This window comes from Paenibacillus sp. sgz302190, from assembly GCF_059820445.1.
Window position 1 is genome coordinate 34,785 of sequence record NZ_JBZYAO010000031.1, and the last position, 24,969, is coordinate 59,753.

20 protein-coding genes are annotated in these 24,969 nt (G+C 53.1%); 15 read left to right on the forward strand and 5 right to left on the reverse strand.

The annotated features are described in order from the left end of the window. Positions 1-288 precede the first annotated feature (288 nt). The 6 genes from AC6RNO_RS26655 (at position 289) to AC6RNO_RS26680 (ending at position 7,827) form a co-directional block, all read left to right on the forward strand. On the forward strand, positions 289-1,626 hold the full coding sequence (locus AC6RNO_RS26655) for an ABC transporter substrate-binding protein (protein WP_488437693.1): 1,338 nt from the start codon (positions 289-291) through the stop codon (positions 1,624-1,626). A gap of 32 nt (positions 1,627-1,658) precedes the next feature. Further along, complete coding sequence (locus tag AC6RNO_RS26660; protein ID WP_474679745.1) at positions 1,659-2,537, forward strand: carbohydrate ABC transporter permease; 879 nt, start codon at positions 1,659-1,661, stop codon at positions 2,535-2,537. 3 nt (positions 2,538-2,540) lie between these two features. Continuing rightward, on the forward strand, positions 2,541-3,353 hold the full coding sequence (locus AC6RNO_RS26665) for a carbohydrate ABC transporter permease (RefSeq protein ID WP_488437694.1): 813 nt from the start codon (positions 2,541-2,543) through the stop codon (positions 3,351-3,353). 89 nt (positions 3,354-3,442) lie between these two features. Next, the gene (locus AC6RNO_RS26670) at positions 3,443-5,155 is read left to right on the forward strand and encodes a sensor histidine kinase (protein ID WP_474679743.1); all 1,713 of its coding nucleotides are present in this window, start codon (positions 3,443-3,445) and stop codon (positions 5,153-5,155) included. Between the two features lie 18 nt (positions 5,156-5,173). Next, complete coding sequence (locus tag AC6RNO_RS26675; protein WP_497107339.1) at positions 5,174-6,826, forward strand: response regulator; 1,653 nt, start codon at positions 5,174-5,176, stop codon at positions 6,824-6,826. A gap of 35 nt (positions 6,827-6,861) precedes the next feature. Further along, positions 6,862-7,827, forward strand: coding sequence for an NAD(P)-dependent oxidoreductase (locus AC6RNO_RS26680; RefSeq protein ID WP_497107340.1), 966 nt, complete (start codon positions 6,862-6,864; stop codon positions 7,825-7,827). A 55-nt stretch (positions 7,828-7,882) separates the two neighbouring features. Here the strand turns inward: AC6RNO_RS26680 and AC6RNO_RS26685 are convergent, their stop codons facing one another. The 5 genes from AC6RNO_RS26685 to AC6RNO_RS26705 are packed head-to-tail and all read right to left on the reverse strand — an operon-like array spanning position 7,883 to position 14,077. Next, complete coding sequence (locus tag AC6RNO_RS26685) at positions 7,883-8,980, reverse strand: YheC/YheD family endospore coat-associated protein (RefSeq protein ID WP_474679740.1); 1,098 nt, start codon at positions 8,978-8,980, stop codon at positions 7,883-7,885. A 6-nt stretch (positions 8,981-8,986) separates the two neighbouring features. Next, positions 8,987-10,114 carry a YheC/YheD family endospore coat-associated protein gene (locus AC6RNO_RS26690; RefSeq protein WP_474679739.1) on the reverse strand — a complete coding sequence of 376 codons (1,128 nt, stop codon included), beginning with the start codon at positions 10,112-10,114 and terminating at the stop codon, positions 8,987-8,989. Further along, positions 10,114-11,478 (reverse strand): YheC/YheD family endospore coat-associated protein, encoded by a 1,365-nt coding sequence (locus AC6RNO_RS26695; protein ID WP_474679738.1) that lies wholly within the window; start codon positions 11,476-11,478, stop codon positions 10,114-10,116. The genes AC6RNO_RS26690 and AC6RNO_RS26695 overlap by 1 nt, the downstream gene beginning before the upstream one ends. A 4-nt stretch (positions 11,479-11,482) precedes the next feature. Further along, complete coding sequence (locus tag AC6RNO_RS26700; protein ID WP_497107341.1) at positions 11,483-12,691, reverse strand: YheC/YheD family protein; 1,209 nt, start codon at positions 12,689-12,691, stop codon at positions 11,483-11,485. A 9-nt stretch (positions 12,692-12,700) separates the two neighbouring features. Then, positions 12,701-14,077, reverse strand: a complete 1,377-nt coding sequence (locus AC6RNO_RS26705; RefSeq protein ID WP_474679736.1) for a YheC/YheD family endospore coat-associated protein — start codon at positions 14,075-14,077, stop codon at positions 12,701-12,703. A 160-nt stretch (positions 14,078-14,237) separates the two neighbouring features. Here AC6RNO_RS26705 and AC6RNO_RS26710 point away from each other — a divergent pair, with 160 nt between their 5' ends. The 9 genes from AC6RNO_RS26710 to nfsA all read left to right on the forward strand — a co-directional run bounded on the left by AC6RNO_RS26710 (position 14,238) and on the right by nfsA (position 24,964). Beyond that, positions 14,238-14,573 (forward strand): YlbF family regulator, encoded by a 336-nt coding sequence (locus AC6RNO_RS26710; protein WP_497107342.1) that lies wholly within the window; start codon positions 14,238-14,240, stop codon positions 14,571-14,573. Positions 14,574-15,449: 876 nt separating this feature from the next. Then, complete coding sequence (locus AC6RNO_RS26715) at positions 15,450-16,211, forward strand: DODA-type extradiol aromatic ring-opening family dioxygenase (protein WP_474679734.1); 762 nt, start codon at positions 15,450-15,452, stop codon at positions 16,209-16,211. A 186-nt stretch (positions 16,212-16,397) separates the two neighbouring features. Then, entirely contained in the window at positions 16,398-16,763 is a 366-nt protein-coding gene (locus AC6RNO_RS26720; protein WP_497107343.1) for a hypothetical protein, read from the forward strand. Positions 16,764-16,795: 32 nt separating this feature from the next. After that, positions 16,796-17,770, forward strand: a complete 975-nt coding sequence (locus AC6RNO_RS26725; RefSeq protein WP_497107344.1) for an FAD:protein FMN transferase — start codon at positions 16,796-16,798, stop codon at positions 17,768-17,770. A gap of 17 nt (positions 17,771-17,787) precedes the next feature. Continuing rightward, positions 17,788-18,357 (forward strand): ferric reductase-like transmembrane domain-containing protein, encoded by a 570-nt coding sequence (locus AC6RNO_RS26730; protein WP_488437703.1) that lies wholly within the window; start codon positions 17,788-17,790, stop codon positions 18,355-18,357. Between the two features lie 30 nt (positions 18,358-18,387). Further along, positions 18,388-19,596 carry a chromate transporter gene (locus AC6RNO_RS26735; RefSeq protein WP_488437704.1) on the forward strand — a complete coding sequence of 403 codons (1,209 nt, stop codon included), beginning with the start codon at positions 18,388-18,390 and terminating at the stop codon, positions 19,594-19,596. Between the two features lie 111 nt (positions 19,597-19,707). After that, a complete protein-coding gene (locus tag AC6RNO_RS26740) occupies positions 19,708-20,766 on the forward strand; it encodes an acyltransferase (RefSeq protein WP_488437705.1) in 1,059 nt (352 codons plus the stop codon). A gap of 278 nt (positions 20,767-21,044) precedes the next feature. Beyond that, entirely contained in the window at positions 21,045-24,038 is a 2,994-nt protein-coding gene (locus AC6RNO_RS26745; RefSeq protein WP_497107345.1) for an S-layer homology domain-containing protein, read from the forward strand. 191 nt (positions 24,039-24,229) lie between these two features. Further along, entirely contained in the window at positions 24,230-24,964 is a 735-nt protein-coding gene (gene nfsA / locus AC6RNO_RS26750) for an oxygen-insensitive NADPH nitroreductase (RefSeq protein WP_488437707.1), read from the forward strand. Positions 24,965-24,969 lie beyond the last annotated feature (5 nt).

Consider the following 24,969-nt stretch of genomic DNA (forward strand, 5'->3'; position numbering starts at 1 on the left):
AAGGTCATCCCCAGGAATGAATTTCCATTTCGAGGGATTGGCCTGTTTTTGCGTGGAAACCTGTTAATTTTGTAGTAGTGATGTTAAATAATTTTCATAGTCTGGACACAGGACGGGTATTAAAATTTAACTTGTAGGCAGGTTAATAAGACAAATATTTTTCGAGGGCTTTCGACTGTATGCGACCGTGATGTAGAGTGAGGCCGAGCCTACCGGAATGCGGTTTCGTGTTTCGCGCTTTTTGGAACCAGAATGTTTGCGACAAGAACAAGGGAGGCTACCAGGTACATGGAACGTAAATTGAAAAGCTTGACGGCATTGACTGTAAGCGCAATCATCACAGGAGGCTTGCTGGCGGGCTGCGGCGGCACGAATGCGGGCGATAAAGGAGGAGCGGCGGTAAGCCCTTCCGACACGAACGCGAAACCGTTCGCAGGCAAAAGAATTACGGCCTATATGGGAAACACCGGCACGACGGATATCATCAAAGCGCAGCTGCCCGAGTTTGAAGCGAAGACCGGCATGAAGGTCGAAATCCAGAGCTTTGCCAATGAACAGCTCAGCCAAAAGCTGACCGTTCAAATGACGGCCGGAAGCGCGGAGCCGGATGTGGCGATGGTTCGCCCCGCCGAGGAAGTGAAGCTGTTCAACCGCAACGGTTGGATGAAGCCGCTCGATGAATACGTGAAGAAGGACCCGAGCTATCAGTTCGAAGATTTCACGAAAGCGGCTCTGGACGCCACGACGGCGGACGGCAAATTGGTAGCGCTGCCGATGGTTACCGAACAGCAGGTTTTGTATTATCGCAAAGATCTGCTGCAAAAAGCCGGTCTGTCGGTGCCCAAAACGCTCGACGAGCTGGAAGTGGCGGTCAAAAAGCTGCACGACCCGAATAACGGCGTGTACGGTTTCGTAGCAAGGGGACAGAAGGGGCCGTTAGTAACGCAGCTTTCGTCGTTCCTGTATTCCGAAGGCGCCGATTTCCAAAGCGGAGACAAGGCGACGGTCAATACGCCCGAAGCGCTCAAAGGCATTACCCGCTATGTCAACCTGCTCAAAAACTACGGTCCTCCGGGAGTGCTCAACATGGGTTGGCCGCAGGCGCAGGGCGTTTTCTCTCAAGGAAAAGCGGCGTTCTTTACGGATACCAGCTCGATTTTGCCGAGCGTCATCGATAAGGAAAAATCGACGATAGTCGATCAAATCGGATTTGCTCAGTTCCCGGCGGGAGCTGCAGGCTCCAAACCGTACAATAATACGGCGTGGGCGATGATGATGAATGCGTCGACCGCGAACAAAGATGCGGCATGGGCTTTCATGCAATGGGCGACGAGCAAGGACATTATGCTCAAAGCGCAGCAAAAAGGGGTACCGGGCGCGCGCGATTCCATCTGGAACGATCCGAACGGCAATACCGGATTCCCGAAAGAATTCATTAGCGTCATCCAGGATTCGCTTAAAGTAGCCGTCGGTCACGACCGTCCTACGATCATCAATGTCGGTCAGGCGCGGGATATTATCGGAGATATCGTGGTCAAAGGCTTGATGAACGAGGATATCAAAGCTTCCGCCGATAAAGCGAACAAAGATTTTCAGGATCTGATCGACAAAGAAAAGACGAAGTAGACAGATAAACCGTTAAGGAGAGAGTGGAGAGTATGCGTACAGGTTGGCTGGATAAAAATATCAAATGGGCATTCACTTTGCCTGCGGTATTGTTCGTGCTGATCATGATGGCGTTTCCGATTTTTTACACGTTTCGGATCAGCTTCTACGACTGGAGTATGTCGGCCGCCAATCCTTCTACGTGGGTGGGCTTGGACAATTATAAGCATTTGTTGTCGGAGCAGAGGTTTTGGAGCGCTGTCGGGTCGACCTTTTATTTCACAGGCTTGTCGCTGGCGGTTGAAACTGTGCTGGGCACGGCCATCGCGCTCGTCTTGTACAAAGAGTTCAGAGGCAAAAATTTGGCGAAAACGTTGTTCCTGCTGCCGATGGTAGCGACTCCCGTAGCAATGGGACTCGTATGGCTGCTCATTTACGAGCCGTCCATCGGCGGCGCCAACGCCGTCCTGCGGCTTTTTGGCTTACCTGCCGTGGACTGGCTGGGCAGCGCGAGGCAGGTTATTCCGTCCTTGTCGATCATCGACATTTGGCAGTGGACGCCGATGATCAGCTTGATCGTCATGGCGGGACTGTCGACGCTGCCGCACGAGCCTTACGAAGCAGCGGATGTCGACGGCGCTTCGTCCCTGCAGAAGCTGCTTTTCATTACTTTGCCCTTGCTGCGCCCAACCATCATGGTGGCTGTCATGCTCAGGCTGATCGATGTGCTCAAGACGTTCGACATTATTTATGCAACGACGCAGGGGGGGCCCGGGAACGCCTCGGAAACGCTGAACATTTATTCGTACGTCCAGGGCTTCCAGTACTTCAAGCTCGGCATGGCGTCCTCGCTGCTCGTCATATTTTTCTCGATCGTCCTCGGCCTGACCTTAATTTTCATCTGGATGCGCAAACGATTGGGGGTGCAGTAAGCGGTGGAGCAAACAAAGCCGAAACTTGGCGTTACGATAGCGGCATGGCTGATCGTGCTGGTGTTTTTGACGCCGTTTATTTGGATGATTCTGGCGTCGTTCAAGACGCAGGCGCAAATTATGTCGCCCGCGCAAACGTTCATTTTCAAGCCGACCGTGAAAAATTACTCGGCCGTGTTCGAGCAGTACAATTTTATCAAATATATCGTCAATAGCCTGATCGTCGCTGTCGGCTCGACGCTCGGCTCGCTGCTGCTGGGCCTTCCGGCGGCATACGCGATAGCGCGCTACCGGCTGCAGGGACTCGGATTACTGCTGCTGGTGGCGAGAATTATTCCGGCCATCACCTTTTTGATTCCGTGGTTCATTTTGTTCACGCAGGTGAAGTTGATCGATACGTATTTGGCGCTTATTTTGAGCCACATGCTCGTCGGTATGCCGTTTATCGCCTGGATCATGATTTCTTTCTTCGAGGCGCTTCCCCTTGAGATCGAAGAGGCGGCGATGATCGACGGCTGCAGCAAAGTCAAAGTGTTTCTAAACATCGTGCTTCCGGTTTCCGGAGCGGGCATTATTACTTCTTCCTTGATGTCGATCATTTTCTCATGGAACAATTTTATGTTTTCGCTTATTCTTGCCGGAGAAAAGACGAAGACGCTGCCTGTCGCCGTATTCAACTTTATTTCCTATTCCGATGTGAACTGGGGAGGGCTGATGGCCGCAGCTTGCATCATCACGCTTCCGGTGCTCATCATTGCGCTGGTCGCCCAACGCTATATCGTCAGCGGTTTGGCCGCGGGCGCGGTCAAAGGATAAGACGGCAAACGATATCGGTATACTTCCGGGCTCCGCAAGCGGTATGATGAACCATATACAACATTGTGCAGCAGAGGAGATCCGGAGTTATGGCGATCATTCGTAAAGTTAATACGTTCGGCAAAGTGCTTTTGCTTGTGTGCTTGCTGCTCGCGCCCATTATTATTTTGTACGCCTACTCGCACCAGGTGAGCGTGAATGTAGTCAGGGAAAATATCGAGAACGAGAACCGCAACCGGCTCTCTTTCTTTATTTCCCAGATGGAATCGGCCGTCGAGCAGCTGACCAAGTTCTCGGTCGTCGTCAGCAGAGATTCGGGCGTCAAGGAATTTCTCGCCAACCGGCAAACGATGCAGCCGCTCGAACGGCTCCAGAAGCAAACCCGGATTCTGGAAATGCTGAATCTGCAAATTTTGACAAGCGGCTGGAACAACCAGATCGTGCTGCATTTGCGGGATACGAAGGAAGTCATTTCTACGGATTATTCCGTCGCATACGACGAGAATTACTTGCAAAACGCCCAACTTCGCAAATGGTCGCATCACGATGCGGTCCTTATGGGGACGAATCAGTCCTATTTTTCGGTAATCCGCAATGCCGACATTCCGGATCTGCTCATCGAAGTGCGTTTTACGGACGACAATATAAAAAATATGCTCAAGCAGCTGAAGCAGGGCGGAGCCGGAGAACCGTTTTTGTACAGCCGGGGCAGCGAGCCGATCATCAATTATAGCGCAGACCACAACGTCGTAAGCGGACTGGTCGCTTATTTGAACGGACAATCCCTCCCTAACGCCGGGCACGAAACCGTAACGCTCGATAAGAAAAAGTTTATCGTCAACTATGTCCGCTCGGACAGTTTGGACTGGTATTTGGTCGATTACGTGCCGCTCGAACATATTTTAACGCCCATTACAACGAGCCGGAACTTGTTCTACGTATCGATCGCCCTGCTGCTGGGCCTGAGCATTCTGGCGACTTTGCTGCTGTACCGCAACGTGCAGAGGCCGATCCAACTGCTGCTGCGCGGCGTGAAGCGGATCAAAAGCGGCCAATATTCCACCCGGCTGCAGCAGCAGCCGAACAATGAATTCGATTTTTTGTTCGCCAGTTTCAACGAAATGGCCGAGCAGATTCAGGAATTGATCGAAACCGTGTATGCGGAGAAGCTGCGGTCCCGGGAAGCTACGCTCAAGCAGCTGCAATCCCAGATCAATCCCCATTTTTTGTATAATTGTTTGTTTTACATCAAGAATATGGCGAATTTGGGACAAAAAGAAGCCGTCGTTGCGATGGCGCTGAGCCTGGGCGAATATTACCGCTATACGATCAGGCTGGAGAACAATATGACGACCATTCGGGAAGAAATCCAGCTTGTGACCAATTATTTGACGATTCAAAATTTGCGCATTCAGCGCTTCGATTACGCAATCGACATTCCGGAAGCGATGCTTGAGCTGGAAATTCCGCGGCTGCTCATTCAGCCCGTCGTGGAAAATGCGGTTATCCACGGCATTGAAAACAGCCTGGAATACGGGCTTATCGAGATTAGCGGAGACTGCTCGGACGGCAAATACCGCATCGTCGTGGACGATAACGGAGGGGGCTTGTCGCAGCAGGCGATAGATGCGCTGCACAGAAAGCTGTCGCTGCAAATGGACGACGAGATGGGATGCGGCATATGGAACGTTCATCAGCGGCTGGTCCATCTGTACAAAGGCAAGTCCGGCCTGCGCTTGTCCCGGTCGCCGCGCGGCGGACTGCGGGTCGAGCTGATCTGGGAGGACAACGATAAGCAGTAGCGGCAGGAGGCGGTAAGCATGTTTCATTTGTTGGTTGTGGACGACGAGGCGAGCGTGGTGGACAGCTTGGCGGATACGCTGCCTTGGCAGGAGATCGGCATAACGGCCGTGTTCAAGGCGTATTCCGGCTATGAGGCGCTGGAAATTTTGAAAACGAATTCCGTCGATATTTTGATCTCCGACATTCGGATGCCGGGTATGAGCGGCCTGGAGCTGCTTGAACAGGTTCAGCGCAGCTGGAAAAAAACGAAATGCATCCTGCTTTCGGGCTACGCCGAATTTCATTACGCCCAGCAGGCGATACAGCACAAAACGGTCGATTATTTGCTCAAACCGATCAGCGATGAAGATATTTTGAGCAAAGTACAGGGCGTCGTCAGCCTGCTCCGTACCGAGAGGGAGGAGAACCTGACTTACCAGCGCGCCGCGAAAGCTTTTCGCGAGCACCTGCCCCGGATCCGGGGGGAATTGCTGGGCGACTTGCTGCAAGGAAGACGGTTTTCTCCGGAACGTTTGCAAGAAGAGCTGGAGATGCTGGACATTCCCGTAAACCCGGAGGACCCCTTCGCTTTTATGCTGGTGCGCCTTGAAGATAATTTTGCCGAGATGGACGCGTTCAGCCTGTCGCTCATTGAATATGCGGTCGGCAATATGGCGGAGGAAATTTTCGAAGGCGCGTTTCAAATATGGCAGTGCAAAGATGTGCACGGCTACCTCGTGTTTCTCGTCAACTGCGCCCGCGGGAAGGCCGGAGAGCCGGCAAGCGCGGAATGCGGCCTGGAGGATGCGGCCGCGCAGTTTCAACTGCTGGCGTCGCAGCTGCAAATCAGCATCAAGCACTACTTGAAAGGCGTTGCGTCCGTTCTGGTGAGCGGCTGGGGGACATTTCCCGGCGACATTCATGCCAGGTATCAGGGCATGCTGTCGGCTTTGCGCAAACAGCTGGGCGGAAGCAGCGGGCTGTTTATTACGGTGACCGAAGAAACATGGCCTTCATCGGTTCACTCGCTGCAAACGCTGCACGAGCCCCCGCTGCTCGTTCATTTGCTCGAATCGGGCGACTGGAGGCAGGTCCGGGAAAAGCTGGACAACGTGTTCGGCGAGCTGAACGCCAAAAACGCCGATTCGCCCGAATATTTGACTGAAGTTTTTTTCGGCGTGTATGCGGCTTTCAGTTCTTTCGCCCACAAGAGCGGCCGCAAGCTGGAAGAGATGATCGGAAGCGCGCTTTCCGATATTTCCGGTCTCGGGACTAGCCGTTCGATGGCCGCCCTGCGGAAATGGGCGTACCAGGCTCTTGAGCTGCTGCAAAGCTTTATGGACAACGAAACGAAAAGCAACCGCGAAACGGTGGTCAAAAAAATTCAGAGCTTCGTGCAGAAGCATCTGGTCGAGGACGTGTCGCTGCAGGCGATCGCGGACACGATGTTCATGCATCCGGTGCACGTATCGCGGATTTACAAGCTGGAAACCGGCGAAAATCTCAGCGACTACGTGTTTCGCCTGAAGATGGAGAAAGCCGCCGTCATGCTGACGAACAGCTCGCTCAAAAACTACGAGATCGCCCTGCAGCTCGGCTATCAGAATCCGAACTATTTTATAAAAGTGTTTAAAAAATATTACTCGCTTACGCCGCAGGAATTTCGCTTGAAGCTTGCGGAAAGCAAGTAGAATCGTTCAAGTCGATGAGGGAGGTTTTGGCTGAAATGGAACAAAAATATAAAATATTGGTAACCGCTACGAACTATTCGGTTTTGTGCGCGGAAGCGAAACAGCTGCTGCTGGACAACGGGTGCGAAGTGATCGAGAACCGGCTGGGCTGGCCGCATACGTTCGAGGAGCTGAAGCCGCTTGTCGGGGACATCGATGGCGTGGTGGCGGGTGTCGATACGTGGAATGAAGATGTGTTTCGGATCGCGCCGAAGCTGAAGGTCATTTCCCGCTTTGGCGTAGGGGTCGACAATATCGATCTGGCGAAGGCGCGGGAGTATGGCGTTCAAGTAACCAACGTGCCCGGGGGCAACGCCAACGCGGTCGCCGAATTGACGGTCGGACTCATCCTCGCTCTAATCCGCAATGTACCGGCGCTTCATCAATCGGCAAGACAAGGCTATTGGGACCGCTTTGTAGGCAGTGAAATTGCCGGAAAAACGGTCGGTCTGCTCGGATTCGGCAACATCGCCCAGATGGTCGCCCGCAAATTGCAAGGTTTTGACGTTCGTCTTATCGCTTATGATAAATATCCGAATACAGCGAAGGCGGAGGAGCTGCACGTAACTTTTGCCGGCTGCGAGGAAGTGCTCCGACAAAGCGACGTCGTCAGCATGCACATGCCGAGCCTGAAAGAGACGTTCAAGATGATGAGCCGCGACCAATTCGCCATGATGAAGCGCAGCGCGGTCTTCGTCAATACGGCGAGAGGAGCTTTGGTCGACGAAGAAGCGCTTCACGAAGCGCTGCGCACATCCGTCATTGCCGGAGCGGCCATCGATGTTTATCAGCAGGAGCCGGCGGCCAAGGACAATCCGCTGTTTCAACTGGACAATATGATTACAACGCCGCACACGGCAGCCGAAACTTATGAAACGTATCGCAAAGTAAGCCTCGTTACGGCACAAGCAATCCTTGACGCATTGTCCGGCAAAACGCCGCAAAACCTCCTGGAAGCATGATCCCGGAGGTTATGGCAAGCCGGAATGCCGTCACGGCGCCGGCTTCCTTGTCGTTTTAGGCCTTGCTCTTCTTCTGCCGCAGCACCCACAACGCGTACTCCAGAGGGCGCACTAAGGATGCATGATAGGTGGAGGTTTGGCCGGTGCGGAGAAATATTTCGCGCGAAGGCTTCGGGTTGACTTCGATCAGCCAAATATTCCCTTTAGCATCGATGGCCATGTCCAGCCCCAACTCGCACAGTTTGCCGAATCTGTTCTCCAGGTAGGCGGCCAGCTTGTGAGCGAAGCCGTAAAGCTCGCTTTTGATCTCGGCGATTTTGCCGTCGGCTGCAAAACGCTGCACGAGCAAGCTGTCCAGCGTTACTGCGCTGCCGCCTCCGTGGAGATTGGACGTTATGCTGCGGTGGGGCCCTATGCGTCCGGCGCAGCCGGTTACTTCCCACTCGCCATTGCGGTTCTTTTGGATCAGGAGCCGGTAGTCATGCACGCGGCCGTTTTTCAGCGTCAGCGGAATGCCCTGCTGTACGACGTAATCCGGGCCTAAATTCATCGTCTGAAGCTTGATCAAAAGCTGTTTTTCCGGGGACCGGAACGGGGACAAAATGGCGCGCTGCTGATTGCGTCCCTGCATCAGATAAAGGTCTTTGGCGACCTGCTCGATCCGCAGTATGCCTCTCCCGCCCGTGCCGTTCTTCGGTTTGACGTAAATCTGCTTATGCTTTTTCAAAAAGCCCATAAGATCCTTGGGGCTGCTGAATCGAACGGTAGCGGGCAAATATTTGCGAATGGTTTCATCCTCGCTGAGCGTTTTATGCATTGACCATTTATTGACCAGCGGCCTGCTTAAATAAATGACATTCGCATGTTTTTTGCGAAATGCCTGCAGCATATTATAAAATTCCGCCCCTTGAGAACGGCATCTGTCGTATACGATCGGAGGAAACGAAGTTCTCCGGCGAACCCATTTCCCCTGGGCGTCATCATAAACCAACACGCGAACCTGGTTTCCGTTTTCCACGTCATCCGGCCTGAACACTTCGATTTGCAGCCCCAGCTTCTTTCCTTCCCGGCTCAGCTTTCGGAAATAAGCAAACTCCTCAAACCCGGTATTGTGATCATAAACAGCGAGTACGCCCAGTCGTTTCGGAGCCAAGGCGCTTCACCTTCTTCCTCCTCGATTCGTCAGGTACTGACTGTAGCGGATAATGCGCTCAAGCGATTTGCGGCGAATTTCCGGTTCATCGAATTTCATCGGTTTGGAGTTGGCTTCGAAAAACCAGATCCGGCCGGTCGTATCGATTCCGAGATCCATCGACATTTCCCCCAGCTGATTGCCGGAGGCTCTTTCTATTTGTCTGGAAAGCGTGACGGCGGCCCGCTTGGTCCGCTTGAGAATCTGATCCGCTTCTTTCGATCCGAAGGTTTGGGTAAGCAGCTTCCGTGGGTCGTCGATCGAGCCTCCGCGCGGCACGTGGGTCGTGATGCTCGCTTTGCCGGCTACGCGGGCGCCGATTCCGGTAACGCTCCACGAGCCTTTGGCGGTTTTCTGAATCAGCGTGCGCAGATCGAAAGCCCGCTGTTTATATCGGCTCAGAGGAATGCCCTGCTGCGCGATATATTCTTTGGAACCGCGAATCCGGTTCACCATTTGCCAGAGCTCGTCGATGGAGCTGTGCATCGAGTACTGCATTTCTTTGTTTTCCTGCCTGCTGAGCCGGTATTCGGTCTCCTTGTTTTTGCCGGTGATTCTATCCAGCCGCATAATTCCTCTGCCGGCTTTGCCTTTGGCCGGTTTCAAGTATACGACGGGATGTTGTTTCAGCAGTCGTTCCAGGTCGTCTGCGCCGGTCAACTGATGTGTTTCGGGAATGTAGGGCCGGCTTGCCTTCGATTTTTTCAACCATTCGAACAGAGTCAGCTTGTTGAAGAACGACGGATTGAACAAGGAGGTCTGGTTGCTGCGCATGCACGTTTGAATGATTTGCTGTACTTCCGGCTGCAGCTCCATTTTACGGTAAGGAATCCGGTTGTAAATAACGCGCGGAGAGGGGACGGGTCCTCTGCTCCATTTTTTTTTGGCGAAATCGTAGCGGTATCCTTTCATTTGGCCGCCCGAGAGTGTAAAGTCGCCGGTCGTTACGACGTACACATCCATGCCGAGCTCACTGCCGGTGCGGATAATGTCCACAAAGTTGCCCAGATTCCCCCGAAATATGCGTCCGCTATCTTTCACTGTCAAAATGGCCAGCGTAGGCTTCTGGCCTCGCTCCTGAAGGATGTATCCCATTAAATATCCCTCCTTGAGCGAAACCGGCTCAGATACAGACAGTGATCGAAAATATAGGACAGCGACGCTTTATCTCCATCCTTTAACGAAGGGTGTTTGAAAATCGATCTGCCCGGCTTGGCGTTCGCTTCGAACATCCAAATTTTTTCGTTTTGATCGATGCCGATATCGAATCCGAGTTCGCCGAGCAGGTGATTGTAGTTTTTCTCGATAGCTTCGGCGAGCTTGACGGCCGTTTCCTTGGCGTTTGTGAGCACATGATCGGCGCGGTGTCCGTATATTTGCCGAAGCACTTGCTCGATCGTCATCAGTTGTCCGCCGTTGCGGATGTGCGTAGTGACGCTGCCTTTGCCCGCTTTCTTGGCGCCGATAGCCGCTACGACCCAATTGTTGCTGCCGTTCTTCGTCATATGAAAGCGGAAGTCGATCGGGCAGCCGTCGATTTCGATCAGGCGGATGCCCTGCTGCGCCACGTAATTCGTCAATCGTCCGCGGCCGGTGCCGAGCATCCGCATCAAGCCTTCGAATTTGGAGTAGCGGATCAGCACGTTTTTGCCGTTTTTTCTGTAGCGCACGAAATAGCCCCGGTTCGAGTTATACGTGACGCGGTAAATTCCGATGCCGAGACTGCCGCCGGTCGGCTTCAAATAAATGAATTTATGTTTATCCAACATTTCTTTAATTTGCTCGGGGGAAGGATTGATGTGCGATTCCGGAACGAACTTGAAGGCGTCGTCGCCGTCCAGCATTTTGTATACATCCCATTTGTCAAAGAAGCTCCAGTTAAACAGCGGAATGCCCCTGCGCACGAAACGCTCTTTGAATCCCTGAATTCCCGCGGTTTTTTCGGCTTTGCGGCTGGATAAGCGGTTGTAGATGACATCGGGAAGCGGGAACGTTTTGCGGGCCCAGCCTCCGCTGTCATTGGGAACGATGCCCGATACTGTCTCCTGAGTCCAGTTGACGTCGGACGGGCTGAACGCGAAATGAAACGATCTGTTGACGCCGGTATTGATGATTTGCTTGATAAACCCGGTCTTGGTGCCGAAAGGGGCGGATTTGCTGCCGGTAATATTCGTTAATATACCGATTACGGGGCCGAGCCGGATTTCGTTGTTGCTGCTGGCCGCCATGACGCTGCCTATTCTCGGAATGCGCAGGCTGCCCATCAAGGACAGCGGAATATATAAATGCTGACCGGGCTTCTTGATCAGACGAACCGGCAGCACCGCCGATTTGCTGCCCGACTTTACGGTAATCGTCTTGACGCCGGTTAACCGCAAAGCTTTGACGAGTTCGCTTGATAAGTAGAGCGATCGGTCCGGTCTTCGTATGGCGTGGAGCGTGCACGTAGTCAAACTCATTAGGTTACCCTCCTAAACTAGTTGCAAAGCCCGGCACAGCCCGACTTCTTGTGCTTGTATGAAGCAATGCCGGACTGCTGATTTCTTTGGCTCGCGGATGCGTGTTCAGCAAATAGCGCGCATAGCGGATCGGATTGGCCAGGGACTTGAAACGGGCTTTCTCGTTTGCCAAAAGGGTGAAAATCGTCCGCCCTGGTTTGGAATTTACTTCCAGAATCCAAATGCGGCCTTGCGTATCGATGCCAAAATCGATGCCCAGCTCGGCAAGGCGGCCGTGAGCCGCTTCCAGAGCGGGCGGAATCAGGCGGGATAGCCTGGTTAGCATGCCGGTCAGTTCGACGGCTTTCGCCTCCCCGAACTCGCGGGCGAGAAAGGAGTGGACGTCTTCGGCCGTTCCGCCGCCATGCAGGTTCGACGTCACGCTCCCCGGCTTGCCGACGCGCGCCGCCATCCCGACCGTTTCCCACAAGCCTTTGCCGTTTTTTTGCACGAACGAGCGAACGTCGTAGGCGGAGCCTTCCGCATTGCGCAGCGATAAATACTGCTGCATCAGATAAGGCCTTCCGCCGATCTGATTGTGCAGCCACGCTGCGCAATCCTCCCACCGCTCGAAGCGCCCATGAACCGGCGCGTTGCGGGCGTCGCGGCCATTTACCGAATAAGCGTCGCTGCCGCCCCGGCCAGGCGTTTTGCGTACGTGCAGCGCGCCTTTTCCTTGACTGCCTCCTTGAGGTTTCAGGAACACCTCGTCGCCCTCCAAAAGCCATTGCCGCAGCTTCTTTTCGCCGGCGAGCCTGAAGGTGCGGGGCAGGAAGGGCCGCAGCTCCGCGTGATGCTGCATCATGCGCTGAACTTCCCACTTGCTTCCCAGTCCATAGCCGAGAAAGCGGATGCCGGGCAGCCCGCGCAGCTTGCTCACATGCATCCGGTACTGACGATAGCTCTCCTTGCTGCCGAAAAAGCAGCGGTCATAAATCAGGAAGGACAGCGGAAACGAGTCCGCGACCCATTCTTTGCTCTCGCAAACGTACTTATACCCTGCAGCGGTTCTCCGATACCAGTCGATCCGGTTCGGCGAGAATACGAAAACTTGAATGCCTTCATGCTTCCCGATCGCGGTCAACTTTTCATAAAGCGCTGCATTGGCAAAAGGAAGCGGGCGCATTTGCTCCGCTACCATAATCCCCAGCAGGGGATGTGCGGCTGTTTGCATGACTTCACCTCAGAACTTCGCCAAATAAAGGGCATACTGCACGACCTGTTTCACGGACGGTCTTATTTTGCGCTCTGCGGACAGCTGCGTGTTATCGTCCTTGGACGGCTTCGAGTTTACCTCCAGCAGCCATACTTTCCCGGTTTTATCGACGGCCAGATCAACCCCCAGCTCGCCAAAATGATTCGGAATCTGCGCCTCGATGCCTTTGGCGATATCCAGCGAAGCTTTGCGCAGCCGGCCGAAAGCGGAAGTTTTCGCCTGCGGGTTCAGGGAAGATTTGGCGAGCGCTCCTTTGACGGTGCTCAAAGTTCCGCCCCGCGCCAGATTGGAGACGAAATGCTGGTTGCCCGCGATGCGGCCGACAATGGAGGTAATGGACCATACCCCTTTCGGCCCTTTTTGCACAAGCGCGCGAAAATCGACCGGCCTGTTATCGGCGGTGATAAGTTCAAGCCCTTGCTGAATCTGGTAGCGCTGGGTTTTCAGCTTGCCCGACAGCGCCCGAAAAACGCTGGAGATCGAAGGGAAAGATTGCTTGCGAACCCCGTTCAAGTTTGTAAAATGGCACGTATACGCATCGCCGAGTTCCCGGCTGATCCGGATAATGCCTTTGCCGAGACTCCCGGTGATCGGCTTTAAAAACAGCACGGGATGACGGCCTGACATCGTCCTCAGCATTTGGTAATTTTTGAGCGAATGTGATTCGGGCAAATACGTGTGCAAGGAATTGTCTTTGTGCAGAGCCTGGAAAACTTCGGTTTTGTTCAAATATTTCTCATTAAAAATGTGCGCGCCGTAGCGGGACCTGGCATCGTTCATAAACTGCTGGACATTGGCCAGGTTTTCATATCTGCGAGAAGTCAGCCGATTATAAATGACATTCGGTATCGGAAACGTCTTTTTGCTCCACTTACCGTTGGCATACGAATAGCCGGCTACCGAACCGGTGCCTCCGTGCATCTCCTTGGGCGGGAAAAAGCATACCAGCGCGCCGAATTTTTCGCAGGCCTCGGTCATTTCCTTGCAAAAGGCGGTGATCGTTCCAAAGGGGCGGTCCGTCGAACCGGCGTGGACACGGCTGATCATAACGCCGATCAAAGGACCAATCGACAATGTGCCGCTGCCCTGTTTATAATGGAGACAGAGCTGAGCTCCGCTATGCAGCCCCAGCTTGGAAGCAAGAGCGGTGCCGACCCGCAAGCCGTTCGAAATCGCCGCCGAGACGACTTTCACCTCTTGTTTGGCAGAGCCGAATCGCAGCGTTATCGGCTGTTGGGTTGGAATTTTCCATCTTTTAACAATATTTTCACTTAGAACAACGGTCCGATCATCCAAGTAGATGCTGGTGCTTTGAATAGATATCCCGATTTTCGTCCTGGTCAACAGCGAACACTCCTTCCAGCATCAAAAATGGCATTGCTCAAGCAAAGTAAACTACTCCATCATATGAGGACATATACCCCTTGGTGCTTAGGGTTAAGCCCTGAAAGCGGCCGGGATAAGCCCAACTGGAGTACATTTTAAAGCGAGGAGGAATTATCAGATGAATGTGCATGACAAGGCTTACGAACTGGCCAAAGCGATCAGGGAATGCAGCGAGTTTAAGGAAATGATAGAAATACGGGGCAAAATCGACGCCGATCCGTCCAGCAAAACGATGCTCGACAATTTCCGCAGCCGGCAAAACGAGTTTCAACAAAAAATGATGGCTGGCGAAATGCCGGCCCAAGAGGAAATGGACCAAATGCAGAAGCTTTACGAGGTATTGGCGCTCAACCCGGCCATCGGCCGCCTGTTCGATGCGGAGCGCCGGTTGTCGGTCGTGCTGGAGGACGTGCAGCGGATCATTGCCGAGCCGTTGGAAGCGATGATGCGGTAGAACCGCTATCATCGTATTGATCGGCGAACGATTCTCCAAAGAAGCCGTCCATGCTGCGATAGCCAAAATCTAGCGCCGATCGGTATTGACGCGAGGCCGTGCTCCTTCATGAGGAGTACGGCCTTTTCGTTGGGGGATGGGTCCAAAAGCCACCTGCGGCCGTTGACGAAACGGCCTTGTAGCCGAAAAACCTGCGAAAGTGCAGGCTTTTTCGATAAGAACGGCCCGTTTCGGAGAAAAGCCTGCAATAGTGCAGGAATTCCCGGCCCAAACAGGCCCGAACCCGGGTTCAGGGGACAAAAAACTGCACTATTGCAGGAATAATTCGCGGACAAGCAAAAGGGGGAGCAAAAGGCTGTGCTTTTGCAGTTTTTTTGCGGGAGAGCCGCTTGAAAGTACGCCTCCGGCTACCTCGTAAGCTCCCACGCTTTCCTGACCGCTCCTCAGCAGACCCCAAACGTTGTGAAACGACGTTAGGAGTATGGAAGCAGCACCAGAGAACCGCCTCCATCACTACGAATCGAAGAACCGCCAAAGTCACTCCCCGATAAGTAGATAAGTCATGCGAAAGTACCCTGATGCCCACCCCGATCGCTCCCCCCGCCTACCTTCAGCACTACAAAACATCGCTAGCAGTGAGTTTACCCCGCAAAAGATGTTCCTCTGCAGCAGCTAGGAGGCGAGGCCGCGGCGGGCTTAACGATAAGCCGCCGAGTAAGCAAGCTGTCGGATTTGCTCTGCTACAGAGGCGCAGCAGCGGTTGCCTGCGGGCCAACTGGAGAGGGAGGCTTCTTTTTCGCTTGACACTCAACGAAGATTAATATATAGTAACTTACATAATATAAGTTGACTTCGAAATCACAAGGAGTGATTCTTATGATGCCAGCTTTATTTTTGGCGCACGGTTCACCGATGCTTGCTATCGAGCAAACGCCTTATACCGATTTTCTCGTCGATCTAGGCAAAAAGTACAAGCCTAAAGCGATCGTTATTTTTACGGCTCACTGGGAAAAAGAAACAGTAACGATCTCCTCACACGATAACGTGTACGAAACGATTTACGACTTCGGCGGATTCCCCGACGAGCTGTACGAGCAAACGTATCCGGCCAAAGGATCGTCGGCCGTCGCCGCCCTGCTCGAAGAAAGATTGACCAAACAGGGCATCGCGGTGCGCAAGGATACGGTCAGAGGGCTGGATCACGGTTCCTGGACGCTTTTGCTGCGGATGTATCCGGAGGCCGATGTTCCGGTCGTGCAAGTTTCGGTCAACCCTTACCTTTCCCCGGAACATCAATTCCAAATCGGAGAAGCGCTGCGCGGTTTTGGCGAAGAGGATATACTGGTCATCGGCAGCGGCGTAACGGTTCACAATTTGCGGATCATTAAATGGGGGCAAAAAACGCCTGAGCCTTGGGCGGTGGAGTTCGACGATTGGTTGATTCGAACCATCGAGGCGGGCGATTTGAAATCTCTGTTTCAATACGAAGCATTGGCGCCGCATGCGCGCACCGCTGTGCCGCGGGCGGAGCATTTTGTTCCATTGTTTATCGCGATGGGCAGTGGCAGCGGCCAGCCCCAAGTCATACATCGCAGCTACGATCTCGGAACGCTCAGCTACTTATGCATGCAGTTTTAACTAAAAACCGCTGTCAGGGTGAACAACCTTGGCAGCGGTTTTTTGGCTTCAGCAAACATTCAGTGGGCACTAAGGATTGCCTAAGATTTGTCATGCATAATTAGTCTCGTAAAACAAAAACACTACCTAGACAAAGGAATGAATGGCTATGAAAAATAAGGCACATGCATTTGCGGGTCTTTTGTTATGAGAAGAGCATCCAAATGGCTGAAATGGCAAATAGGCGCGGTCGTCGTGCTTCTCTGTTTTTTCCTGTTTCAGGAAGTGAAAGCAAGCCCCGAATTCAAATCCGCCCAGCAGCAAGCGGCGGCCGCATCCGCCCCGGCTTCAACGAAGACACCCTTGCTGTCGGACAACGGCAGCTCATTGAACGGCGGGGACAATCAACAATTCCGCCAGAAGGACAGACGGCGCGGCGGCGGCCGCTCGTTCGGCGGCAATTCAAACTTTGGCCGCAGCGGCGACAACAGCGGTACAGGGTCCGGGTCAACCGGGTCGGCAGGATCCGAGTCCGGGCAAATTCAGCCGCACACAAGGACGCAGGCTTCTTGAGCGGCATCGCGCAAGGAAGGGGGAGGAGCCGTATGCTCCAGCCTATCAATTTTCGCTCCATGAATACGGATATCCAGGTGCTGCTGGGGATCAATGCCGAAGACGACAGCCATGTGCTCGCCGATTATGTAAAAGCCTGGTTCAACAGCTCGGAAAAGCGCTTCAGCCGTTTTTTGCCGAAGAGCGAGCTGTCCCGCATCAACGCGTTGGCCGGCAGCCGCTGCATGGCGTCACCCCATATGATGGAAGTGCTGCAGCTTGCGGAGCATTACCGGGAACAGACCGAGGGCATTTTCAGCATATTCGTCAAAGATGCCATTCACCAAGCCGGGTATGCGAACTCTTTTGAAACGATGGGGTCGAGTACACGTTGTCTTGAACCCGGAGTCCCTGGCAGTACTACGCAGCCGGCAATCGATTTGAATGCGGTCATGCAGTCGGTCCAAATCGGACCCGGCTGGCGCATCGATCTGGGCGGAATCGTCAAAGGTTGGTCCGTCAAGCAGTTGGTAGCCTGGCTTCGCCAAGAGTGGAATGTAAAGAGAGGGCTGATTAACGCAGGCGGCGATTTGGAAGTATGGGGGCAAGCTTCGGAGCGCGATCCGTGGGTCGTCGCCGTCGCCCATCCGTACGGAGGTACGCAGGAAGTGCTGCTGCAGCTGGACTCTGGAGCCGTCGCGACATCCAGCACCTTGCGCAGAAGCTGGTCGACGAACCGGGGGCGAATGCATCATTTGATCGATCCCCGCACCATGCTTCCCGGCACAAGCTCCGTTGTTCAATCTACGGTAGTGGGAAAAGATTTGGTGGAGTGCGAGATTTGGGCCAAGGTGCTGTGCATTGCGGGAGTGGAAGCCGGCCTTCCCCTGTTCCGGCGCAAAACGAACGGACTGGAAGCGCTGCTTTATACCAAAGAAGGGCAGCTTCATCATATGAAACCGGCCTCCCCTGGCGTACACGGGCGCTGGTTTCATTTACAAACTGATTTTATCCATCATGTACCCTAAGAAAGGGGAGGAAAGCATTGATTCATTTCCTTGTTCAATTGCCGATCTGGACGTTGATCCGCGTATTCGGCCTATTGTCTTACTTTACTTTGTTCATCGGCATGGCGCTTGGAATCGCCTGCGGGTTTCCCAAATGGAAAGAGCGCAAAGCCCGGCTTCTGAAGTGGCATACCGCCGCCAATCAAACAGGCACCGTACTGGCGCTGCTCCACGGCCTGCTGTTGATCATCGATACGTATATGCCTTTTGATTGGCATGAAATTCTCATTCCGTTCGCCTCGGCCCATTCGACCGTTTTGAATGCATTGGGCACGCTGGCGATGTACGGGCTGCTGGTGGTCATGTTCACGACGGATTTGCGGAATAAGCTGAAAAGAAAAATATGGCTTGCATTTCATTTGCTGTCGTACCCGATTTTTGTTCTCGCGCTGATTCACGGCCTTTTCCTCGGCACCGACAGCTCGCAGCCGCTCGTTAAAGTCATGTACATCGCTACTGCCGCAGCGCTTGTCATTCTGACGATCGTGCGCATTGCTATTAAGCCCCGCAAGGGCCGCATTCAAGTCGTCTATGTGAAGAATATGTAAAAGACAGCCTTTCGTCCCGGGTGATACAATATGGATATTTCAAAATATGGATTAGCAGGGACGGTGCCGAAATTGCGGCTGCATGATGTTTGGGAAATAGGGCTGACTGCCCTCAAGTTGGGTTTGACTTCATTCGGCGGGCCCATTGCGCATTTGGGCTACTTTCGCGAAGAATACGTCCGCAAGCGCAAGTGGCTCGACGAGCATGAATACGCCGATCTCGTTGCGCTGTGCCAGTTTCTCCCCGGGCCTGCAAGCAGTCAGGTCGGCATCGGCGTCGGCTGGCTGCGCGGTGGTCTCGCAGGCGCAGTCGCCGCCTGGATCGGCTTCACTTTGCCGTCGGCGCTGTTTATGGCGCTTTTTGCCTATGCATACGGCAAATTCAATCTTGAAGGAGCGGCGTGGATACACGGCCTCAAGCTTGCGGCCGTCGCGATCGTCGCCCAAGCCGTGTGGGGGATGGGCAAATCGCTCGCGCCGGACAAAAGCCGGGCGACGATGGCCATCGGAGCGGCGGTTATAGCTCTGCTCTGGAGCTCGCCGTGGAGCCAGATCGCGATCATTGCGGCCGGCGGCGTGAGCGGGCTCCTTTTGTTTAAGTCAGGCCCCGCTGCCGAAACAGCAGCTGCGGTTAACCCGCGGCCAAGCGCCAAAACGGCCGGGTTTCTGATTCTTTTTGCCGGTATATTCCTCCTCCTCCCGCTGGCCCGCATGCTTTACGCTTCGGACTGGCTCGCGCTTGCGGAAAGCATGTACCGCTCGGGCTCGCTCGTGTTCGGCGGCGGGCACGTAGTGCTGCCTCTGCTTGAGCGGGAAGCGGTGCCGGCCGGATGGCTGGATCATGAGCGGTTCATCGCCGGATATGCAGCTGCGCAAGCGGTGCCGGGCCCGCTGTTTACTTTTGCGGCTTACATCGGCTTCGCCGCCAAAGGCTGGCTCGGTGCAGCCGTTGCAACCGCCGCTATTTTTCTCCCGGCATTTCTTCTTGTCACAGGAGCGCTGCCGTTCTGGAACCGGATTCGCGATTATGCCTCCGTCAAGCAGGCGCTGCTCGGCGTGAATGCGGCGGTCGTAGGCATTTTGCTCGCGGCCTTGTACGATCCGGTCTGGACCAGTGCCGTGCATTCGACCGGTGATTTTTGCATGACGGTTTTGCTGTTCGGAGCGCTCGTTTATTGGAAAACGCCTCCATGGATCGTCGTGCTTGCCGCGGCGGCGGGCGGTTTTTTGTTGGTCTGATTTGAGCTCGGTCCTCCCTGAAAGAAGGGGCATTCCGGGGGAAGTTGCCAAGTTTTCCGAAACTCTCTATAGTAGAAAGGGAATCAGAAGGAAACGAGGCTTAAACGACACATGGCAAAAGCAAAAATTACCGAGCTTGATATCGTAAGGGCACTGGCGATTATCGCTGTCGTCCTGATCCATGTCACTTCAGACAGTACGGTGGATCCGGCTCTAATGGGAAGCAGCACCCAACTGTTGGGCTTATTTTTGAACAAAATCAGCTATTTTGCCGTTCCGGTTTTTATTTTCATCAGCGGCATCGTGCTGTTTTACATTTATATCGACAATTGGAGCGGAAAGCAGGCGGCTCTTTTTTATTGGAAAAGGGTGCGCCAGGTTCTTCTCCCGTATATTTTATGGTCGTTTTTTTATTACATATATAATCCGTGGCTGTGGACGCCCGGGCATCCGGTCAAGGTGGATTTGAAAGTATTTTTGGAGCAGCTGAAGTGGGCGGATTCGGGCTACCATCTTTACTTCATGATAATTATCGTGCAGTTTTACGTCCTGTTCCCGCTGCTCGTGTGGGCAGCCCGAAAGTTCGCCTGGTTCCGAAAAACGCTGGCGCTGTGGGGACTGCTGATCCAGGCCGGAGTATATGTGTACAATCACTGGTTCGGAACGATCAGCCATAAGCCTGAGCTTTGTATCACCTATTTCGGCTTTTTCCTGGTAGGCGGAGCCATCGGGATTCATTACGGGGCTTTCCGGGCGTGGCTGGACCGGAATATCGGCTGGGTGCTTCCTCTTTCACTGCTTAGCGGCGTCGGTTACGCGATGCTGTTTGTCGCGGCGCAAAAAGGAGCAGCCATCGAAAATACGTGGTTTGAAGCGTCCTGGGTGCTGTACAGCATAGGAATCGGCGTCAGCTTCATCTGGATCGCGCAGCGCATGCAAAAGGCGGCGGCGCGTCTGGCGGCCTTCCTGACTTCGCTCGGAGCCGTATCGTTCGGCGTCTACCTGATGCATCCCGCGCTTTTGTCGGCCTGGAAATACAAGGTTCACACGCCGGGGTCCATCGTCCTGTACAATTTGTATAATTTGATTGTGTTCGTGCTTATTATCGCCATCCCCTGGGTGATCACTGTCCTATACCGCAAGGGAAGAAAAGCGCTGAACATAAAATGAATAAAAAGGGAGTGTACACTGCATCGGCAGAGGCACTCCTTTTTTTACATGGATAAGGTCCTGCTTGTAAAGATTCTGTATAGTTCCTTATGCTACGATCGAATCTGTCGAAATAATATGGTTTTTATCGAAATAGGAGGAGCGAGGTGACTTTGGCTCCCTATTCGGACAGGTGGTGAACGGATATAAGAGCGGAATAGACTAAGAACGATCGTTTTACTGCATGCTGAGTACAACATTCATACCGGATTGCCGACGTAAGAAGCAAGATAACTCAAATGAGAGCAGAGGCGCTTGAGTTAGAAGTGGTTGACAAATTTGTTAAGTGGAAGGGAGGAAACCTGCTTAACAGAAAGAAATCTGCAAATATGGAATTTCTATATGCTTTCGTAAGCAGGTATGAACGGAAGATGAAATTAAAAAATCGAAGAATGTTATCTTTTCTAATGGCAATCGTTATGGTATTGACGATGATCCCTTTTCATCCGTTAGAAGCAAATGCAAAGGCAACACCAACACTTGATCTTGGTAATCCTGTTAGCGTAACCGAAACAACCTATCAGCTGCCAAGTGCTACAATTACAGACACAGGTGTCGTTGATACACACGGCGGATACTTTACTGTGGCGGTAAATAATGGCTCAATTGCTGTTGGGACTGTGCCAGGCAGTATTACCGAGATGACTAATGGTATAAAAATTATCAACGTTAGTACTGACATATCTACACCTACAAATAGAGTGTTCAATTTTTCAGGCGCTGCTACTTATGAAGACATTCAATCTGTGATTCGAAATATGACATTTACTCAAGTTTCAGGGCAAACCCAAAGTGTCACAGTCAATGTAACGCCAGGGGCACCATTGGCCGATGGAAAAACATCTGTGCGCACCTACAACGGACGTTATTTTGTATATGTGGCAAGACAGAGTACCATGACTTTTTACGATGCTGTGAATATTGCAACGAACAATAACGGACATCTTGTAGAGCCATCAGCAAATAATCCTGGAGAAATGTTAGCGATTGCCAGTATGTTTAAAGAATTTAAGAGTTTCTGGCAAGGAAGCTGGTACTTTATAAGCTTTATAGGCGCTACTAAAACTACAGCACCTAATTGGAACACTTCCAGTTATAGCGAGACAAGGTATGTATCAAACGGTCAGCCAACAGGTCTTGACTCATCGAGTAATATTGTGCCTAATGGATCCTATGACCATATTACACTTGTGCTAAACAGCAGTAATACTACATTAGGTTATTTACCCGTACTTAATATACACGGTAGTAGCACATATAAAGATCCAGGAGTTATTGTCGAGTATAATTCCGGTGTCATTAGTGTCATCACTGCTACAAAAGATATGGTAATTTCGGCTCCGACAGCGCCGGTAGAAGTAAGCAAAACTGCAACAAGCATTACTTTGCAGGCAGTCAACGGCCAAGAATACAGTAAAGACGGCGGCGTGACCTGGCAAGATAGCCCGACGTTCAGCGGACTGACGCCGAATACCGACTATACGTTCGTAACCCGGGTGAAAGCGACAGCGACTCAGAATGCGTCCCCTATCAGTGCGGGAATAAAGATTCGTACAATGTCCAGTAACGCGGACTTGAAAAACTTGACGCTGTCGAGCGGCACGTTAAGCCCAGCGTTTGCAGCAGGCACGACAAACTATACGTCGTCGAGCGTAGCGTACAGCGTGTACGAAACAACAGTGACGGCGACGGTATATGATTCTGTTTATGCAACGGTGACGGCGAGCGTATACAACAGCGCAAACGTTTTGGTAAAAGGTCCGATTACGTTGACAAGCGGCGCAGCATCCGATTCGCTGCCGCTGAGCGTGGGCAGCAATACAATCAAGGTGGTTGTGACGGCACAGGACGGCACGACGCAAACGTATACCGTGACGGTAATACGTAATGATAGTTCTGGTTCTGGTTCCGACTCAGGCTCCGGTTCCGGCAGTGGCACTGGCTCTGGCTCTGGCTCTGGCGGAACGACCGTAGATCCGACTCCGGCATCGGGTGTGAAAACAACCGTGAACGGTACGGACAGCAGCTTCGCTACAAGCACTACGGCAGACAACGTTACGACCGTTGCGATTGATAAAGATAAATTATCGGATTATCTCTCCAAAGGCAACGGACAGAAATTGAATGTAATTGTGCCAGGCGACGGCAACATCAAGGTTACAGGTTTGACTGCGGCAACCTTGAAGCAGTTGTCCGATACCGGCTCGACGCTGAACATCGAGAACCTGCTTGCCATTTATCCGATTCCAAGCAAACAACTGGATTTGAGTTCGGTCACAAAACAATGGAGCGGCGCCCCGCTTGGCGATATTGCCGTCGATATTAACATCAAGAGCTCGTCTGACGCATTGAAAGCTGCGGCAAAAGATCACGCGGCCAAAGGCGGCTACGACCTGCTTGTCAATCCGGTCGATCTGTCGCTCAGCTTCACGTACCAAGGCCAATCCGTCAAACCGGATCAACTGACGAGCTATGCGCCACGCTATATCGCATTGCCTGAAGGTATTGATCCGAACAAAATTACGACCGGTGTTGTTGTCAACCCGGATGGCACGGTATTCCATGTGCCGACAGTTGTAACAAAAATCAACAACCGTTACTTTGCACTGATCAACGACCTGCGCAGCCAGGGCAGCTACTCGGTCATCTGGAATCCGCAAAATTTCGATGATGTGAAGAACCACTGGGCTAAGGAGAGTATCAACAATATTGCAGCCAGACTGCAGCTTGAAGGTACAGGCAACAATACCTTCTCCCCGGACCGCAGTATCGAGCGTTCTGAATTTGCCGCGATTGTGGCAAGCGGACTTGGCTTAATGCGCCAAGGAGTAGCTAACGCTCCGTATAGCGATGTTGCAAGGTCGAATTGGTACCATGATGCCGTAACGATTGCCAGCGAATTTGGCATTATTGAAGGTTTTGAAGACGGTGCGTTCCACGGCAGCGCGCTGATCACGAGAGAGCAAGGCATTGCCATGATCGCCCGCTCCCTTCATCTGGTCCAGCCGCAAAAAGCGCTGGGCGAATCGGAAATCAATCAGATTCTGGCTCCTTACGGCGACTCGGACAAAATCTCCGGATATGCCCGGGAGTCGGCAGCTCAACTGATCAAGGCCGGCATCCTGCAAGGAAGGGACAATCAGCTGCTGAAACCGAAAGCGGAGCTGACGCGCGCGGAAACTGCCGCTTTGCTCGAAAGACTGCTTAAAGTTACGAAACTGATCGACAAGTAATAAAGATTAAGAGGGGGCTGCAATTAACCCCCTCTTTTTTGATATTATAGAAAGTATAAGTTTTCTGGGGAGGACGTGAGGGCCGGCCACATATTTCGAACCGGCGGCACTCTGATCGTTCAGGAAAGAACATATAGTTTTGCACCGAAAAAAGGCAAGCGATTCATGAACCGGAAAGGAAGGCATGATCCATGAACGAAACGATCTCTCTTTTGCAAAAGCACCGCTCTATCCGCAAATTTACGGATGCTCCGGTCACACCCGAGCAGCTAAGCGCGATTCTCGCCGCGGCCCAGGCCGCTTCGACTTCGAGCAACATGCAGGCTTACAGCGTCATCGGCGTTACGGACGCCGGGCTGAAGCGGCAGCTTGCCGAGCTGGCGGGCAACCAGGCTTATGTTAGCGAGTGCCCGCTGTTTCTCGTGTGGTGCGCGGATCTGCACCGCTTCGAGCAGGCGGTCCGCCGCCATACGGACGCGCCCGTCACCGGCAACGCGGAGAACTTCCTCGTTGCCACGGTCGATGCTGCATTGGCTGCGCAAAATGCAGCCATTGCCGCCGAGTCGCTCGGCCTCGGCGTCGTCTACATCGGCGGGCTGCGCAACCAGCCCGCCGAAGTGTCCCAGCTGCTGCAGCTGCCGCAGCTGGTGTACCCGGTTTTCGGCATGTGCATCGGCATGCCGGACCAAGAGCCGCTGCTGCGCCCGCGGCTCCCGCTCGAAGCCGTATACCACGAGAACCGGTATACGGAAGAGCGCTACCCCGCCGCCATCGACGCTTACGACGAGGCGATCCGCGCGTACATGGCGGAGCGTACCGGCGGCAAAACGGACACGGTATGGTCCAAGGAGATGGCCATCAAAGCGCTCCGCCCGCGCAAGCATATGAAAGCCTTCCTGAGCTCGCAAGGCTTCGAAATCGAATGATCCTT